The sequence below is a fragment of the Burkholderia sp. AU15512 genome, from assembly GCF_002223325.1.
In the GTDB taxonomy this organism is placed as follows: Bacteria; Pseudomonadota; Gammaproteobacteria; order Burkholderiales; family Burkholderiaceae; genus Burkholderia.
Genome location: NZ_NKEX01000006.1, coordinates 1,660,083 through 1,676,782 on the forward strand (window position 1 = coordinate 1,660,083; position 16,700 = coordinate 1,676,782).

Here is a 16,700-nt window from a genome sequence, read left to right on the forward strand (position 1 = left end):
GACGCATCCGAGTCGAACGCAGTCGCCCGCGTCACCGCCGCGCGCCGATCCATCCGACGATTTCGACGAGCCGCTTCATATCGGGCGCCGACGCGAGATCGATCGCGAGCCGGTGCCGATAATACGGGCCGAGATCGAGCCCGACGCCCAACCCTAGCACTTCGACGCGGCCCGCCGACTCCTGGCGCGCAACGACCTGCTTCAGATGGTTGTCGAGGTAGAACGGATCGTTCGCGAGCGCCGTCGCGCCGTCCATCGGGCTGCCGTCCGAGATCACGACGAGGATCTTGCGCGCCTCGGGCCGCGCCGCGAGCCGCGCGCACGCCCATTCGACCGCTTCGCCATCCACCCCTTCGCGGAACAGATCGGCCTTGAACAGCGCGGCAATGCCCGTGCGCGCATGCCGCCAGCGGGTATCCGCGTCCTTGAACACCAGGTGGCCGGTTTCGTTGAGCCGGCCCGGATGACGCGGCTTGCCGCGCGCGAGCCAGTCCTGCCGCGCGCGCCCGCCGTTCCAGGCGAGCGTCGTGAAGCCCAGCACTTCGGTTGCGAGACCGGCGGCATCGCCCGCGCGGGCCAGCGTGTCGACCATCAGCGCGACGCCGTCGATCCACGTCTTCATCGACCCCGAGCAGTCGATCAGGAACGCGAGCGCGCAGTCGGCATGCGGCCGCACGCGTTCGAGCCGGAACAGCCGACGTTCAGCCGGCGAGCTGACGAGTTGCGCGAGCCGGCGGCCGTCGAGACGGCCATGCTCCTCGCCGAACGACCAGCCGTCGGCCTGCGGCACGACGAGCGCCGCGCGCAGCACACGTGCGAGCCGCGTGACGTTGATCCGCTGCGCGGCAACCTGGGCGTCGAGCCGGTCGCGGTACTCGCGCAGCAGTGCCGTGCGGATCTGCGCGGCCGGTCGAAGCTCGCGGTCGTAGCGCGTCGTATAGGCACGATAGACGGCATCGCCGCCCTGCAGCACGACGCTGTCGCCCGTCTCCACGAGCGCCGGCAGGTCGATGCCCGTTTCGTCGAAGTCGACCCACAGCGAGAAATTCGTCAGTGCGTCGTCCTGCTCGCGCGCGTCTTCCGTCGCCGTTTCCGCGACGGCTGCACGCGCATCTCGGATCATCGCCGCAATGCATTTCGCGAGCGTCAGCGCGTGTTCCGCGAAGGCCCGCTGATCGTGCCGGCAGCGCTTGAGCCCGGCAAGCTGCACGCCGATCTCGGGCACGATCGCCGCGCGCGACGCTTCGATCAGGTCTTCCGTCTCTTCGAGCACGGGCCAGCCCGTCAGCCGCGACCACGCGATCTGCGCGACGGTGTACACGAGAATCCCGACATGCGTATCGGCCTGACCCGATCGATGAAACGCGCGTGACCAGGACTCGAAGCGATGACGCAGGTTCTGCACGACACCGCGCATGGCGGGCGGCGCGAGCGATTCGCAGCGCAGTTGCTCGAGCATCTCGAACAGCACGCGTTCGACCAGATCGTCGCCGGACAACGCGCGATGCAGGTCCGCATCCGAATGCAGGATGCGCAGCGCGACGCCGTCGGCCGCGCCGCGCCATGACGTGAGATCGTCGTCGGCGGCCTGCGTGCGCAGGTGCGGCGCATGGATCGGCAACGGCCGCAAGTCGCGGCACACGCGGCCCGCCCGGTAATGCAATGCGGCGTCGCGTGTCAGCGCGCGTACCGTCGACGCGCCCAGCGCTTCGCGCGCCGACGCGCGGCGCGCGGCGTCGCGATCGGCGCTCACCGCCCTGCCCCCGGCTCGCCGCCGCCGGCCCGCGACGCAACCGCCAGCCCCTCGCCGAAACAGCGCTGGTAATACTCGGCGACGACCGGCCGTTCGGCGTCGTCGCACTTGTTCAGGAACGTGAGCCGGAACGCGAGCGCCGGATCGCGGAAGATCTGGCAGTTCTCGGCCCAGTTGATCACCGTGCGCGGCGACATCAGCGTCGACAGGTCGCCGGTCGCGAAGCCGTTGCGCGTCAGCTCCGCGAGGCTCACCATCGATTCAAGCAGCGGGCGGCCGGCTTCGTCCGCGAGTTCCGGCACGCGCGCCCGCACGATGCCGATCTCCTCGTCGCGCGGCAGGTAGTCGAGCGTCGCGACCACGTTCCAGCGGTCCATCTGCGCGTGGTTGAGCATCTGCGTGCCGTGGTAGAGCCCGTTCAGGTTGCCGAGCCCGACCGTGTTCGCGGTCGCGAACAGCCTGAACGCCGGATGCGGATGAAGCACGCGGTTCTGGTCGAGCAGCGTGAACTTGCCGTCGCGCTCCAGTATCCGCTGGATCACGAACATCACGTCGGGCCGCCCCGCGTCGTATTCGTCGAAGATCAGCGCGACCGGGCGCTGCAGTGCCCACGGCACGATCCCTTCCTGGAATTCGGTCACCTGCACGTCGTCGCGCACGACGATCGCATCCTTGCCGACCAGATCGAGCCGGCTGATGTGGCCGTCGAGGTTCACGCGCACGCACGGCCAGTTCAGCCGTGCCGCGACCTGTTCGATATGCGTCGACTTGCCGGTGCCGTGCATCCCCTGCACGAGCACGCGGCGGTTACGCGCGAAGCCCGCGAGGATCGCGAGCGTGACGTCCGGGTTGAAACGGTATGCGTCGTCGATATCGGGTACGTGGTCGTCGCGCGTGCTGAACGCGGGCACCGTCAGGTCCGAATCGAACCCGAACCGTTCGCGGACCGACACCATGCAGTCCGGCTTGTTCGCCACCCCATCCATTGCGTTGCGCTCCTGTCGTTGCTGTCGTTGCTGGCCGCATTTATGGAACGATTCGTTCCATCGCTGAAAATGCGTGCCGGATTGCCGCGCCCACCGCCCCGCGCGGCCGGCCTGCCCGGCCGTTCGGCACAATGGCCGCCATCCAGTTTCCGGAATGCCTGCCATGCTGCCCGCGGATACGCCCACGCTGCGCGCCTTCGCGCTGCTCGAACATCTCGTCCAGGCCGGCGACGCCGTGTCGCTCGCCGATCTCGTGCGGGAAGTCGATCTCCCGAAGGCGTCGCTGCACCGGATGCTCGCGTCGCTCGAAGCCGGCGGCCTCGTGATCCGCGAGCCGGGCCGCAAGAACGCGTATGCGATCGGCCCGCGCCTCGCGCGGCTCGGCACCGGCGTGATGCTGCATGCGGGCGCGCGCCGGCTGCGCCACGCGATCCTCGAACGGCTCGTCGCCGATCTCGGCGAAACCTGCAACCTCACCGCGCTGCACGACACGGAAGTCGTCTATCTCGACCGCGTCGAAGCCGACTGGCCGCTGCGGCTCGACCTGAAACCGGGCTCGCGCGTGCCCGCGCACTGCAGCGCCAGCGGCAAGCTGCTGCTCGCGCTGCTGCCGCGCGACGAACGCACCGCGCTGGTACGCGCACTGGCGCTGCCGCACTACACGCCGAACACGATCTCCGACCCCGAGCTGCTCGAAGCCGAACTCGACCGCACCGCGCACAAGGGCGTCGCGATCGACAACGAGGAATTCGTCGCGGGCATCGTGTGCATCGCGGCGCCGATCGTCGGCGACGACGGCGCGTGCATCGCCGCGGTCGCCGTGCATGCGCCCGTGTCGCGCGCACCGCTGTCGCAGCTGCTCGACCACGTGCCGCGTTTGCAGGAAGCGGCGCGCGCGCTCGCGGAAACGTTCTAGTTCCCGCGCGGCGTGGCGGCGCACGCGCAACGTCATGACGCGCGCTGGTAGTAGAGGTTCTGCGGATGGCGCGCATCCGCGAAGAAGAACCAGCGTTCCGCGACCAGCCCCGCGTACTGGATCACGAACGCCGCGCCGAGCGCGACGGCGGCCGCGACCGACGTCGGCGCGAGCGCGCCCGCGCCGGTCAGCACGAACGGCACCGCGAATGCGCCGATCAGGAAGCCGGCCTTCACCGCGCGCAACGTGCCGTTGCCCTGCCCGTGAAAGAACTCCCGCGTATTGAACGCGCTGGCCGTGAAGCCGCGCGATTTCTGTTCGACCTTGTCGCTGCGGATCCCGGTCGCGCTCTGCACGGTCGACTTCGGCCGCAGCCGCGCATTGCGCGCGAGCGACGCGAGCCGTGTCGCGCCGCCCGCGAGCGTCAGCACGCAGGCGGCCACCGCAAGCCGGCCGACCAGCGCCGGCGCGAGCCACGCGGCGCACGCCGTCGCCAGCGTGCAGCCTGACGCGCAGCCGAGCAGCACGAAGTTCACGAGCGTCAGCGGGCTTGCCCATTCCTGCAGGAAGCGCAGGCACGCGTAGATCATCGCGGTGCACACGAACAGCGCGACGCTTGCAAGCGCGCCCACCGCGCCGATCAGCAACGTGCCGGGCCAGCCGAGCAGGTGCGCCGCGCCATACGCGAATGCGCAGGCGAGAAACACCGGCAGCGCGATGCATTCGCGTGACAGCCACGACGTGCGCCACATCGCGATCGCACGCCACGCGCGTTCGGGGTGGCCGAGATGGAAGAACGACGCCAACAGGCCGAGCGCGCCGAGCGCGACCGACAGCGCGGCGCCCGTCACGTAGAACGACGCGGCGATATCGACGCCTGCCGCGCGCGCCAGCGTCTCGACGATCACGAGCGTCAGCAACAGACCCTGTGCCGCACCGCACAGGGTGGTGAGGAAAACGACCGAAAAGGCTGGGCGCATGGGGACTCCGGTTTTTCGTATGAGTGAAGGGCTTGGCGTTCAGCGCTGCGTCGCGAGCGACACGAGATCGATGTCGCCGCGTGCCGCGCGGGCCTCGAATGAATCGTCTTCGCCGATGCCGTTCGATGCACTGCCGCACCCGCCGCTACTCCCGCACCCGCACGAGGCTTCGGTCTTCACGCGCGGCAGGTAGTGGTTCGACGGCCGCGTGCCCCATTCGGGCATCAGCTGATAGCCGCCGCGTTCGCGGATCGCGCGCGACACGTCCGACTCCGGATCGTGCACGTCGCCGAACAGCCGCGCCGACGTCGGGCACGCGAGCACGCAGGCCGGCTTGCGGTCACGCTCGGGCAACGCCTGGTTGTCGATGCGGTCCGCGCACAGCGTGCACTTCGTCATCTCCTTGCGGCCTTCGTCGAGCTCGCGCGCACCGTACGGGCATGCCCACGCGCAGTACTTGCAGCCGATGCACTTGTCGTAGTCGACCAGCACGATACCGTCCGACTTGCGCTTGTAGCTCGCGCCGGTCGGACATACCGGCACGCATGGCGGATCCTCGCAGTGCAGGCACGACTTCGGGAAGTGAATCGTGTCGGTCATCGGGAACACGCCCGCTTCGTAGGTCTGCACGCGGTTGAAGAACGTGCCGGACGGATCGTCGTCGTACGGGCGCATATCCGCGAGACTGCCGGCTTCGCCCGACGTGTTCCATTCCTTGCAGCTCGTCACGCAGGCATGGCAGCCGACGCACACGTTCAGGTCGATGACGAGGGCCATCTGGGTCATGGGGTGCTCCTTCGATCAGCGATCTTCAGACTTCGGGCCGGCGGACGCCGCGCGCCGCAACCGCGCGGCGAATGCGCCGGTTCCCGCGAAATACGCCTGCACGCGCTGCAGCACGCGCGGCGTGCCCGGCAGCGCCGGCATCGGCGCGAACTGCGGCAAGGTCGTCGCCGCATCGGCTTCGGCCGGATAGATCCGCACCTGCACGTCGTACCAGCCGGCCTGCCCCGTGACCGGATCGGAGTTCGACATCCGCGCACCGCCGCGCGCCGCATCCGGCAGCTCGTCGGTGATCACGTGGTTCAACAGGAAGCCGCGCTGCGATTCGCCCGCCTGCGGCCCCAGGTTCCACGCGCCGGCCGCCTTGCCGATCGCGTTCCAGGTCCACACGGTGCCGGGCTCGACCGCCTCGCTGTAGCGCGCACGGCAACGCACCTTGCCCCACGGCGATTCGACGTAGATCCACGCGCCGTCGTCGATCTGCTGGGCGGCGGCCGTGACCGGGTTCACGAACAGGTGGTTCTCGCCGTGGATCTGGCGCAGCCACGCGTTCTGCGAATCCCACGAGTGGTACATCGCCATCGGCCGCTGCGTGATCGCCGCGAGCGGATAGCGGCCCGCATCGGTCAGCCCGCTTTCGAGCGAGCGATGCCAGAACGGCAGCGGATCGAAATAGCGCGCGATGCGCTCGCGCAGATGGTCGGGCGGCTGGCGGCCCGATGTGCGGCCCTGCGCGGCGAGCCGGAATTTCTGCATCACGTCCGAGTAGAGCTGGATCACGATCGGCACGCCGAACTTGCGCATCCCGTTGTCGACCGCCCACTGCATGTACGGCCCGTTGCAGTTGCGCATGTACTGCAGCGGCTCCGGCAACCGGTGGTGGTACACGCAGTTGTTCTCCGCGTAGCGCTTCCATTGCTCGGGGTTCGGCTCGCCGACGACGGCCTTGTCGCCGTCCTTGCCGCGCCAGCCGATCAGGAAGCCGGTGCCGGAATCGGGCGCGGTCTGGAAGTTGATGACGAAATCCGGATAGTCGCGGTACTTGCGCCGCCCATCCGCGGTCGTGAAGGCCGGAAACTTCAGCCGGCTCGCGAGCTCGATCAGCACTTCCTGGAACGGCTTGCATTCACCGGTCGGCGGCACCACGGGCACGCGCACCGAGTCGACCGGCCCGTCGAATTCGGAGATCGGCCGGTCGAGCACCGACATCACATCGTGCCGCTCGAGGTAAGTCGTGTCGGGCAGGATCAGGTCGGCGAACGCCGTCATCTCCGACGCGAACGCATCGCACACGACGAGGAACGGGATCCGGTATTCGCCGTCGTCGCGCTTGTCGACCAGCATCTTGCGCACTTCCGTCGTGTTCATCGACGAATTCCACGCCATGTTGGCCATGAAGATCAGCAGCGTGTCGATCGGATAGGGATCGCCGCGCCACGCATTGGTGATCACCGAATGCATGAGCCCGTGCACCGCGAGCGGGTATTCCCACGAGAACGCCTTGTCGAGCCGCGCGGGCGTGCCGTCCGGATGGACGAACAGATCCTCGGGGCCGGCGGGCCAGCCGAGCGGGCCGGTGGCGAGCGGCGTGTTCGGCTTGATCTGCGCCGGGTCGTTCGGCGGTTTCGCCGATGGCGGCACCGCGCGCGGATACGGCGCCTTGTGCCGGAAGCCGCCCGGCCGGTCGATCGTGCCGAGCAGCGACATCAGCACGGCAAGCGCGCGGATCGTCTGGAAGCCGTTCGAATGCGCGGCGAGCCCGCGCATCGCATGGAACGCGATCGGCACGCCCTTCACCGATTCGTGTTCCTTGCCCCACGAATCCGTCCAGCGCACCGGCAGCGCGATCGCGTGGTCGCGCGCGACCGTCTCCATCTCGCGCGCCAGGCGGCGGATCGTGTCGGCCGCGATGCCGGTGATGTCGGCCGCCCATTCGGGCGTGCAATCGGCCACCTGCTCGCGCAGCAGCGTGAACGACGGCGCGACGGGCGTGCCGTCGTCGAGCGTATAGCGGCCGTCGAGTGCAGGCTCGGCGCCTTCCGTGTGATGCAGCACCGCGCGGTTCGTCTTCGTGTCCCACCACATCCGGTTCTGCGGATACAGCGCGTTGACCTCCGGCGCGCCGGCGTCGCGCACGAACAGCCCGAACGTGTCGGCGCCGTCGCGCTGGTCGACCAGCTCCGCCGCGTTCGTGAAGCGCGACACGAATTCGTGGTCGAATGCGTCGCGCGCGATCAGCTCGTGCATCAGCGCCATGAACAGCGCGCCGTCGGTACCGGGGCGAATCGGAATCCATTCGTCGGCAATCGCCGCGTAGCCGGTGCGCACCGGATTGATCGCGATGAAGCGCCCGCCCGCGCGCTTGAACTTGCCGAGCGCGATCTTCAGCGGATTCGAATGGTGGTCCTCGGCGGTGCCGATCATGAAGAACAGCTTCGCGTTGTCGAGATCGGGGCCGCCGAATTCCCAGAACGAGCCGCCGATCGTGTAGATCATCCCGGCCGCCATGTTCGCCGAGCAGAACCCGCCATGCGCCGCATAGTTCGGCGTACCGAACTGTTTCGCGAACAGGCCGGTGAGCGCCTGCATCTGGTCGCGGCCGGTGAACAGCGCGAAGCGCTTCGGGTCGGTGGCGCGCAGGTGCGCGAGACGCTTTTCGAGCACGTCGAACGCGACGTCCCACGACACCGGCTCGAACTGCGCATCGCCACGCTCGGCGCCCGGCTTGCGCATCAGCGGCTGCGTGAGCCGCGCGGGCGAATACTGCTTCATGATTCCCGACGAACCTTTCGCGCAGATGACGCCCTGGTTCAGCGGATGCGCGGGATTGCCGTCGATATAGCGCACCTCGCCGTCGCGCAGGTGCACGCGGATGCCGCAGCGGCACGCGCACATGTAGCACGTCGTCGTCTTGATCTCGGCCTGCTCGTCCCGCTCGCGTGCCCGATGTTCCATCGTCTGTCCTCGTTCGCGGATTCGCGGATGAGGGCGCGCCCGGCGGGGCGCACCCGTGAATCGGTTCATGCATGCTATGCCGGCACGCGGCCGACATAAAGTCGCATCCTCTGATCGATGCTATCGGTCGTCCCGATAGTTGCTCCGGCGATCAATCGGCTCGGGCCGGCATCCGCATGCACGAAGGCCCGGCACGCGGGCCGGGCATTCGGCGTCAGGCGTTACCGCGCATTACCGTGCATCACCGCGGCGGATAGGCGAGCAGTTCGCTGTCGTCGAGAGGCTCGCGGCGGCTGCGGCGCGTGAGCCCGTAGGCGACGACCAGTACGCCGAGGCTGGCGACACCGAGCCACAGCGGCTTGCGCTGGTCGGGGATGAACGCCATCGCGACGAGGATGCCGACCATGCCGGTGATCGCGACCCAGGTGAGGTACGGATACGCCCACATCCTGACGCGCAGCTTGCTGGCGGCCACCGGGTCGAGGCGCTTGCGCAGGCGCAGTTGCGAGAACGCGATCAGCACGTACACGAACAGCGCGACGGTGCCGTACGAATTGACGAGGAACGCGAACACGGTATCGGGCGACACGTACGACATCACCACCGACACGTAACCGAACACCGTGCCGAGCAGGATCGCGCGCACCGGCACGCCGCGCTTGTTGACCTTCGCGAGCGCGGCCGGCGCGTCGCCGTGGCGGGTCAGCGCGAACAGCATCCGCGACGCCGCATAGAGGCCCGAGTTGAGCGCGGACAGCACCGCCGTCAGCACGATCGCATTCATCACGTTGGCGGCAGCGGGCAGGCCCATCACTTCGAGCGCGCTCACGTACGGCGTGGCCATCTGATGCGAATTCCACGGCACCAGCGCGACGACGAGCGCCACCGAGCCGACGTAGAACACCAGCACGCGCGTGATCACCGAGTTGGTGGCCTTGGCGACCGCTTTCGCCGGTTCCTTCGCCTCGGCCGCCGCGATCGTGACGATCTCGGCGCCGAAGTAGAAGCCGGTCGCCGCGACCGCCCCGCTCATCACCGGCCCGATGCCGAGCGGCATGAAGCCGCCGTGGCCGAGCAGCGTCGGCAGCACCGACGTCGTGTGCATCGACGCGGGCCACAGGCCGAGCACGTAGAGGCCGCCGAGGAACAGGAACACGATGATCGCGCCGACCTTGATCGACGAGAACCAGAACTCGAACTCGCCGTAGCTGCCGACCGAGATCAGGTTCGTGAGCGTCAGCACGACCAGCAGCGCGAGGCTGATGATCCACGCGGGCGTATCGGGTAGCCAGAACTGGATCAGCTTCGCGCCCGCCACCGCTTCGAGCGCGACGACGATCACCCAGAAATACCAGTACATCCAGCCGGTCAGGAAGCCCGCCATCTTGCCGGGCCCGCGCCAGTTGCCGAACGCGAGCCGCGCGTATTCGTAGAACGAACCGACGGCCGGCATCGCGCATGCCATCTCGCCGAGCATCCGCATCACGAGCACGACGAGCCCGCCCGTGATCAGGAACGACAGGATCGCGGCCGGCCCGGTCTGCTGAATCACCACGCCGCTGCCGACGAACAGCCCGGCACCGATCACGCCGCCAAGCGCGATCATCGTCATGTGGCGCTGCTTGAGCCCACACTTCAGGTCACTCTGATTCGAGGGTTGCATGTCTTCTCCATATCCAGTTGTCCGGGCGCCGCCCGCTCGCCACCATCGGGTGAGCGCGGGCGCCGCCGGCGACGGCGCGTGCAGGGGCGCCTGCCGCCCCGGCCGCACGGATTTCTATTGCTTTTATTGTGTTCGACCGCCCGGCGCGCGTTGTGTCACGCCGGGCGATATGCACTACGTTCAGGGCTTTTCGTCGTTCCTGAAGTAAGACAGGTAGAGCATCCGTTGCCCGAGGCGCCGGAACGGCGCGAACGGGTGGCCAGGCAGCGGGGACGTGAAGATCGGCAGCGTCTGGCGGGCGCCCTTCCCCGCGATCTGCTCGGCCAGCCGGCGGCCGGCCTGCTGCGAGTACGACACGCCGTTGCCGCCGTAGCCGAGCGCGTAGTACACCGACTGCCGCGGGTCGGGCTGGCACACGCGCGGCATCATGTCGTGGCTCACGTCGACCCAGCCCCACCACGAATAGTCGATCTCCACGCCGCGCAGCGCGGGAAACTTGCGCGCCATCCCTTCCTTCAGCAATTCGAAGTGACGCGGGTTCGGCGCATCGTCCCCGGTGATCGCGCTGCGGCTGCCGATCTGCAAGCGGCGATCCGGCAGGAAGCGGTAGTAGAAACGCAGCGTGCGCGTATCGGTCAGCACCTGTGTCGTGCGGAAATTGCATGCGTCGATCTCCGCGTCGGTGAGCGGGCGCGTGACCATCGAGTTCGACAGGATCGGCATCACCTTGCTGCGCAGCGACGGATGCAGCGTCTGCGCGGTGTACGCGCCGGTTGCGATGCCCACCGCCCGGGCCCGCACGACGCCGCCGGGCGTGCGCAGGTGATGCACGCCGTCGATCGTCTCGAAGCCGAGCACCGGGCTGCTCGTATGCACCTTCGCGCCGGCTTCGCGCGCGAGGCGCAGATAGCCGAACGCGAGCTTCAGCGCGTGGATGCCGATGCCTTCCGGCTCGTGCAGCGCGCCGGCCGCTTCGTGGTCGTTGATGAATTCGCGGCGGAAGGTTTCCGCGCTCAGCAGCTCGGACGGATAGCCGAACACGTCCTTCCACACCTTCGCCTCGGCCGCGAGCTTGGCCATGATGCGCGGACGATGCGCGATCAGGAAATGGCCGCCCGGCTGCGGGTCGCAGTCGATTTCCGCGACAAGCGACTTGAAGTGCTCGAAGCCTTCGAGGATCTCGTCGTGCATCTTCAGCGCGACGTCCTTGCCCCAGCGCTCGATCCACTGCGAGCGCGACAGCCGGCCCGATGCGTTCTGCCCCTGCCCGCCGTTGCGGCTGCTGCAGCCCCAGCTCGTGCGGTTGGCTTCCAGCACGACGGCCTTGATGCCGTGGTCCCGCGCGAGGCACAGCGCGGTCGCGAGGCCCGTGTAGCCGGCGCCGATGATCGCGACGTCGACATCGAGATCGCGCGTCACGGGGCCGTCGTCGGGCGGCGGGGTGCCGGCCGTCGCGACCCAGTAGGTCGGCGCGTACTGCCTGCCGCACCCGGGCCCCGGCGACACGAGCGGATCGTAGGTCGGGTCGTAACGCGTATCGTTCGGCCGGCCGCCGGCGAAGCCGCTCGTGGTGCGTTCGATGGAAGGGGTCGACATGCTCAGACCTCCGACGCGGGCTGGCCTGCCGCGCCGCAACGGGCGCACGAGGCGATTCGACTGACTGATGCGGGGCGCGCGCTCGCCGCACGGGCGAATGCTGCCGACTGCCTGTTGGTCATGCCTGTCTCCTGATCGTTCTCTTCGGGTCGATCGTGTGCAGATGCTTCAATGCGGCGATCTGTCGAGGAAAGTGTAGGCAGGCCGATTTGTCGCAGGTAGGGCCAGTGGGCCGGATTCGCTTGGACCAGCACGGGGGCGGCGAACGGCGTGCGGCAGCGGGCGAGAGGGGGACCGTGACGGTCAAAAAGGATCAGCGGCGCGGGCGCGACGCCGCCGAGCGACCGGGACGCCGGATGGCGAGCAACAGCGGGCAGACGGTGTGGGTCGCAATCGGCAGGGGTGCACAGCGTGGGCCTGACGCCACCGGGAGACCGAACAGCCGGCAGCATCGGACGACCGGCTGACGGCAAGGGTCAGAGGCACGGCATAGGCATAGGCATGGGCGTCGGCGTGGCCGTGGCGGTGGCCGTGGACTCGGGTATGGGCACGGCACCGACCGACGACCGCACCGCCGATACGACCCGGCCCCCCACCCCACCCGCCGTCACATCGCGCGCACCGCGACGCCGTCCACGCCGCCGCGCTTCTCGATCGCCCGCGCGGACACGATCGACAGGAGTGCAGACAACATCACGTAAACCCCGACGAGCCACGGCGCCCCGCCGTTCACGCGCAGCAGCGCGGTCGCGACGATCGGCGTGAGCCCGCTCGCGAAGATGCCCGACACCTGGTAGACGAACGAGATGCCCGTGTAACGCACGTTCGCGTCGAACAGCTCCGCGAACAGCGCGGCCTCCGGCCCGTACGCCATCGCGTAGAAGATCCCGAACGGGATCACCAGCGCGAGCCACACGGCGAGCAGGTGGGTCGACTGCGTCTGCAACAGCCAGAACGCGGGCAGCACCGACAGCCCGCACAGCGTCGCGCCCCACCGGTACACGCGTGCGCGGCCGAGCCGGTCGGACAGCCCGCCGAACACCGGGATGAACACGCACATCACGACCGCCGCGCTCATCACGCCGAGCAGCGCGTCGCCGCGCGAGATCGACAGGTTGCGCGTCATGTAGCCGATCGAGAACACCGCGAACACGTTGAAGAACACGCCGTCGATATAGCGCGCGCCCATCCCGAGCAGGATCGCCCGACGATAGTTGGCGAGCAACTCGACGACCGGCAGCTTCGTCGCGCGCCGCTGGCGCTTGAGCGCGACGAACTCGGGCGTATCGGCCACGCGGGTGCGGATGTAGAAGCCGACCGCGACCAGCAGCAGCGACGCCGCGAACGCGACGCGCCAGCCCCACGCGAGAAAGGCGGCATCCGGCAGCGCACGCGACAGCGCCGCGACCACGCCGGCCGCGAGGCACAGCCCGATCGCGAGCCCGATCTGCGGCAGGCTCGCATACAGCCCGCGCCGGTGCGGCGGCGCGTACTCGTACGCCATCAGCACCGCGCCGCCCCACTCGCCGCCGAGGCCGATGCCCTGCAGCACGCGCAGCGTCAGCAGCAGCACCGGCGCCCACATGCCGATCTGCGCATAAGTCGGCAGGAACGCGACGCCGGCCGTCGACACGCCCATGATCAGCATCGTCAGGATCAGCGCGGACTTGCGCCCGACGCGGTCGCCGAGATGGCCGAACAGCAAGCCGCCGAGCGGGCGCGTGATGAAGCCGACCGCGAACGTCGCATACGCGAGCATCGTCGACACGAACGCGTCGCCGGCCGGAAAGTACTGCTTGTCGAACACGATGCCGGCGACCACGCCGTACAGGAAAAAGTCGTACCACTCGACGGTCGCGCCGATCACGCTGGCCGCGGCCACGCGTCGGACGACCCGGGAATCGATTGCCATGCGAGCTTCTCCAGGTAAGGATGCGCCGCAACCTGCCCCGACGCCGTACCGGCGGGGGCATCGATGAACGCGCGGCGGCCGTCCGGGCGCAGGCGCACGGGCCACGCGAGTGATGCGTGGCGACGCGCTACGCGAGCGCCTCGGCGGCCGGCGCGACGCTGTGGCCGCGATCGGCCTCGCGCGCGTCCTCGAGGATCATGTCGGACGCCTTCTCGGCGACCATCACGATCGGCACGTTGGTGTTGCCCGATACGAGGGTCGGCATGATCGAGCAGTCGACCACGCGCAACCCGCGCGTGCCGTACACGCGCAGCCGCTCGTCGACGACCGCGAGCGGATCGCTCGCGACGCCCATTTTCGCGGTGCCGGACGGATGGAAGATCGTCTGCCCGTATTCCCGGCAGAACTCGAGCAGTTCGTCGTCCGTCTGCGCGTCCGCGCCCGGCCGCACCTCGCGCTTCATCAGCGGCGCCATCGGCTCGGTGGCCGCGACGCGGCGCGCAAAGCGCACGCCGGCCACCGTCGTGCGGCGGTCGCGCTCGGTGTCGAGATAGTTCGGCTGGATCGACGGCGCGTCGCGCGCATCGTCGGTGCGGATGCACACGGTGCCGCGCGATTCGGGCCGCAGCTGGCAGATCGAATACGTGCAGCCGGGAAACGGATGCACGCTGCCGCCGGCCGAATCGGCCGACAGTGTCGAGAAATGGAACTGGATGTCCGGCGTCGCCGATTCGTCCGGCAGCGCACGGCAGAACATCCCGCCCTGGTTGATGCCGATCGCGAGCGGGCCGCCGCGGAGCAACGCCCACTGCAGCCCCATCTTCGCGCGGCCGATCCACGAATGCAGTTCGTCGTTGGTCGTGATCGGCTTCGTCACTTCGTAGATCAGACGAATCTGCAGGTGATCCTGCAGGTTCTCGCCGACGCCCGCGCGATCGGCGACGACCGGAATCCCGTGCCGGTTCAGGAGCGCGGCCGGCCCGACGCCCGACACCTGCAGCAGTTGCGGCGACTGCAGCGCGCCGGCCGCGAGAATCACCTCGCGCAGCGCGCGCACCTCGTGCACCTTGCCATGCTGGACGTACCGCACGCCGGCCGCCTGCGCGCCGTCGAACAGCACCTTCAGCGCCTGCGCATCGGTTTCGACATGCAGGTTCGGCCGCCCGCGCGCGGGCTTCAGGTACGCCACCGCCGTCGAGCAGCGCAGCCCGTTGCGCGTGGTGAGCTGGTAATAGCCGACGCCTTCCTGGTCGCCCGTGTTGAAATCGTCGACCGTGCGCACGCCGAGCCGGTTCGACGCGGCCACGAACGCATCGACGAGTTCGTGCCGCTGCCGGATCGCGGACGCCCACAGCGGGCCGCCGGTGCCGCGCGTGGGCCCTTCGCCGAGCGTGTTGTGTTCGAGCTTGCGGAAATACGGCAGGCACTCGCGCCAGCTCCAGCCGCGATTGCCGAGTGCGGCCCAATGGTCGTAGTCCTGCTGCTGCCCGCGCACGTAGATCAGCCCGTTGATCGAGCTGCAGCCGCCGAGCGTGCGGCCGCGCGGCCAGTACAGGCGGCGGTTGTGCATGTTCGGATCGGGATCGGTGTGGAAGCCCCAGTTGTACACGGGATGAAACATCGTCTTGCCGTACCCGATCGGCACGTGGATCCACATGTAGCGGTCGGCGGGGCCCGCTTCCAGCAGGCACACCGTATGGCGGCCGCCGTCGGACAGCCGGTTGGCGAGGACGCAACCGGCCGATCCCGCGCCGACCACGACATAGTCGAAGCTGCGTGTCATTCGTGTCTCCGTTCCGGGGTTTTGAAAAAATCCGGTATGTTTCGTCCAAATTTATTGAGCCCGCGGAACGCGTACAAGCCGATTTATTGTCCACGCCGCGAATGTGGTACAAAAACCGTTCAATTCGTTTCATTTCCCTCGCACACACCATCCCGGGACGCACGCCGATCCCGACGGAGGAGACACATGCGCGACACCGCCCCCGCGCCGCCCGATGGCGCGCCCGCCGACGACGCGCGCGTCCTGCGCGCGCTCGCGGTGCTCGAAGCACTCGCGTCGGCCGGCCAGCCCTACACGCTGTCGCAGCTCGCCGCGCGGCTGCACATTCCAAAGGCGACGCTGCTGCGCCTGATCGAATCGCTCGAAACGCGCGGCTACGTGATCCACCTGCCCGACTCGCGCGGCCACGATCGCGGCATCGCGCTCGGCCCGCGTGCCGCGCAGTTCGCGCTCGCGGCGCTGTCGAACAACACGTTCACGCGCGGCTGCCGCTCGGTGCTGCGCTCGCTCGTCGACGTGCTCGGCGAGACCTGCAACCTCACCGCGCTCGACGGCGACACGGTGCTGTACGTCGAACGCGTCGAGACGACCGAGCCGTTGCGGCTCGAGATGCGGCCCGGCATGCGCGTGCCGCTGCATTGCACGGCGAGCGGCAAGCTGTTCCTGTCGCAGCTGAACGCGCTGGAGCGCAACGCGATGCTCGCGCGGCTCACGCTGAAGAAGATGACCTACCGGACACTGACCGATGCGCAGTTGCTCGCGGCCGAGCTCGACCGGCTCGCCGCGCGCGGCGTCGGGATCGACAACGAGGAATTCGTGCGCGGGATGGTGGCGGTTGCAGTGCCGGTGAAGGAGGCAGCAAGCGGCCGCGTGCTCGCGGCGCTCGCCGTGCATGCGCCGACCGCGCGCGCGACGCTCAACGACCTGCTGGAGAACGTGCCGAAGATGCGGGAAGCGGCTACGCGGCTCGCGCCGCTGCTGCATGCGGCCGAAGGCGCGCCGCCGGGTTGATTGCCGTGATGCGCCAAAGCGTCGAAACGTTCACGCGAGGTGGTAGCGCAGCCAGAAAGTCTCGCGGCACGCGTTGTCGAACGTGATCCGCGTCGGGCCGATCGGTTGCGCATCGGGATGACGAAGCACGTCGTAGTCGATCCAGCATTCCGCGCACAGCAGGTCGGACGGCGCGCGATCCTGCTCGACCGAGCGGCGCACGATCGCGCCGTTGTCGAAGCGGTATTCGGTTTCGTCGCGCGTGACTTCGACCTCGTCGTCGGTCCAGCGGTCGTGCGACGTCGTGTGCGACACGATCGCCACCGGGCCCGGGAGTCCGTGAATCGCGGCAACGTAGGAAATGAGCTTGTCCATGGCGAGGC

12 protein-coding genes are annotated in these 16,700 nt (G+C 68.7%); 2 read left to right on the plus strand and 10 right to left on the minus strand.

All coding sequences use genetic code 11. From position 1 onward, the window contains the following. Nucleotides 1-31: 31 nt before the first annotated feature. Both CFB43_RS26745 and CFB43_RS26750 read right to left on the minus strand, forming a co-directional pair. Nucleotides 32-1,753: a cobaltochelatase CobT-related protein gene (locus CFB43_RS26745; protein WP_089497260.1), complete on the minus strand. Its 1,722-nt coding sequence runs from the start codon at nucleotides 1,751-1,753 to the stop codon at nucleotides 32-34. Beyond that, the gene (locus CFB43_RS26750) at nucleotides 1,750-2,739 is read right to left on the minus strand and encodes an AAA family ATPase (protein WP_089497261.1); all 990 of its coding nucleotides are present in this window, start codon (nucleotides 2,737-2,739) and stop codon (nucleotides 1,750-1,752) included. Before CFB43_RS26750 ends, CFB43_RS26745 begins: the two co-directional genes overlap by 4 nt. A 163-nt stretch (nucleotides 2,740-2,902) precedes the next feature. Between CFB43_RS26750 and CFB43_RS26755 the strand changes: the two genes are divergently transcribed. Next, a complete protein-coding gene (locus CFB43_RS26755; RefSeq protein WP_089497262.1) occupies nucleotides 2,903-3,655 on the plus strand; it encodes an IclR family transcriptional regulator in 753 nt (250 codons plus the stop codon). Between the two features lie 32 nt (nucleotides 3,656-3,687). On the opposite strand, the gene CFB43_RS26760 is transcribed toward CFB43_RS26755, so the two are convergent. From CFB43_RS26760 to CFB43_RS26800, 7 genes are all read right to left on the minus strand, one after another. Further along, the gene (locus tag CFB43_RS26760) at nucleotides 3,688-4,635 is read right to left on the minus strand and encodes a dimethyl sulfoxide reductase anchor subunit family protein (protein ID WP_089497263.1); all 948 of its coding nucleotides are present in this window, start codon (nucleotides 4,633-4,635) and stop codon (nucleotides 3,688-3,690) included. A 39-nt stretch (nucleotides 4,636-4,674) separates the two neighbouring features. Beyond that, nucleotides 4,675-5,421, minus strand: coding sequence for a 4Fe-4S dicluster domain-containing protein (locus CFB43_RS26765; protein ID WP_089432470.1), 747 nt, complete (start codon nucleotides 5,419-5,421; stop codon nucleotides 4,675-4,677). Nucleotides 5,422-5,436: 15 nt separating this feature from the next. After that, nucleotides 5,437-8,373, minus strand: a complete 2,937-nt coding sequence (locus CFB43_RS26770) for a molybdopterin oxidoreductase family protein (RefSeq protein ID WP_089497264.1) — start codon at nucleotides 8,371-8,373, stop codon at nucleotides 5,437-5,439. A gap of 241 nt (nucleotides 8,374-8,614) precedes the next feature. Beyond that, a complete protein-coding gene (locus CFB43_RS26775; protein WP_089497265.1) occupies nucleotides 8,615-10,036 on the minus strand; it encodes an amino acid permease in 1,422 nt (473 codons plus the stop codon). A 180-nt stretch (nucleotides 10,037-10,216) separates the two neighbouring features. Then, nucleotides 10,217-11,632, minus strand: a complete 1,416-nt coding sequence (locus CFB43_RS26785; protein WP_089497266.1) for an NAD(P)/FAD-dependent oxidoreductase — start codon at nucleotides 11,630-11,632, stop codon at nucleotides 10,217-10,219. 607 nt (nucleotides 11,633-12,239) lie between these two features. After that, nucleotides 12,240-13,544 carry an MFS transporter gene (locus tag CFB43_RS26795; RefSeq protein WP_089497268.1) on the minus strand — a complete coding sequence of 435 codons (1,305 nt, stop codon included), beginning with the start codon at nucleotides 13,542-13,544 and terminating at the stop codon, nucleotides 12,240-12,242. Nucleotides 13,545-13,671: 127 nt separating this feature from the next. Then, nucleotides 13,672-15,327, minus strand: coding sequence for a GMC family oxidoreductase (locus CFB43_RS26800; protein ID WP_089497269.1), 1,656 nt, complete (start codon nucleotides 15,325-15,327; stop codon nucleotides 13,672-13,674). A 186-nt stretch (nucleotides 15,328-15,513) separates the two neighbouring features. On the opposite strand from CFB43_RS26800, the gene CFB43_RS26805 reads away from it, so the two are divergent. Further along, on the plus strand, nucleotides 15,514-16,338 hold the full coding sequence (locus CFB43_RS26805) for an IclR family transcriptional regulator (RefSeq protein WP_089497270.1): 825 nt from the start codon (nucleotides 15,514-15,516) through the stop codon (nucleotides 16,336-16,338). A gap of 30 nt (nucleotides 16,339-16,368) precedes the next feature. Here CFB43_RS26805 and CFB43_RS26810 read toward each other — a convergent pair whose 3' ends face one another. Further along, nucleotides 16,369-16,692: a hypothetical protein gene (locus CFB43_RS26810; RefSeq protein ID WP_089497271.1), complete on the minus strand. Its 324-nt coding sequence runs from the start codon at nucleotides 16,690-16,692 to the stop codon at nucleotides 16,369-16,371. Between the last annotated feature and the right edge of the window lie 8 nt (nucleotides 16,693-16,700).

Excerpts from the sequence above, each read along its gene's own strand:
- CFB43_RS26750 (WP_089497261.1), bottom strand. The coding sequence starts at position 2,739 with ATGGATGGGGTGGCGAACAAGCCGGACTGCATGGTGTCGGTCCGCGAA.
- CFB43_RS26755 (WP_089497262.1), top strand. The coding sequence starts at position 2,903 with ATGCTGCCCGCGGATACGCCCACGCTGCGCGCCTTCGCGCTGCTCGAA.
- CFB43_RS26760 (WP_089497263.1), bottom strand. The coding sequence starts at position 4,635 with ATGCGCCCAGCCTTTTCGGTCGTTTTCCTCACCACCCTGTGCGGTGCG.
- CFB43_RS26765 (WP_089432470.1), bottom strand. The coding sequence starts at position 5,421 with ATGACCCAGATGGCCCTCGTCATCGACCTGAACGTGTGCGTCGGCTGC.
- CFB43_RS26770 (WP_089497264.1), bottom strand. The coding sequence starts at position 8,373 with ATGGAACATCGGGCACGCGAGCGGGACGAGCAGGCCGAGATCAAGACG.
- CFB43_RS26775 (WP_089497265.1), bottom strand. The coding sequence starts at position 10,036 with ATGCAACCCTCGAATCAGAGTGACCTGAAGTGTGGGCTCAAGCAGCGC.
- CFB43_RS26785 (WP_089497266.1), bottom strand. The coding sequence starts at position 11,632 with ATGTCGACCCCTTCCATCGAACGCACCACGAGCGGCTTCGCCGGCGGC.
- CFB43_RS26795 (WP_089497268.1), bottom strand. The coding sequence starts at position 13,544 with ATGGCAATCGATTCCCGGGTCGTCCGACGCGTGGCCGCGGCCAGCGTG.
- CFB43_RS26800 (WP_089497269.1), bottom strand. The coding sequence starts at position 15,327 with ATGACACGCAGCTTCGACTATGTCGTGGTCGGCGCGGGATCGGCCGGT.
- CFB43_RS26805 (WP_089497270.1), top strand. The coding sequence starts at position 15,514 with ATGCGCGACACCGCCCCCGCGCCGCCCGATGGCGCGCCCGCCGACGAC.
- CFB43_RS26810 (WP_089497271.1), bottom strand. The coding sequence starts at position 16,692 with ATGGACAAGCTCATTTCCTACGTTGCCGCGATTCACGGACTCCCGGGC.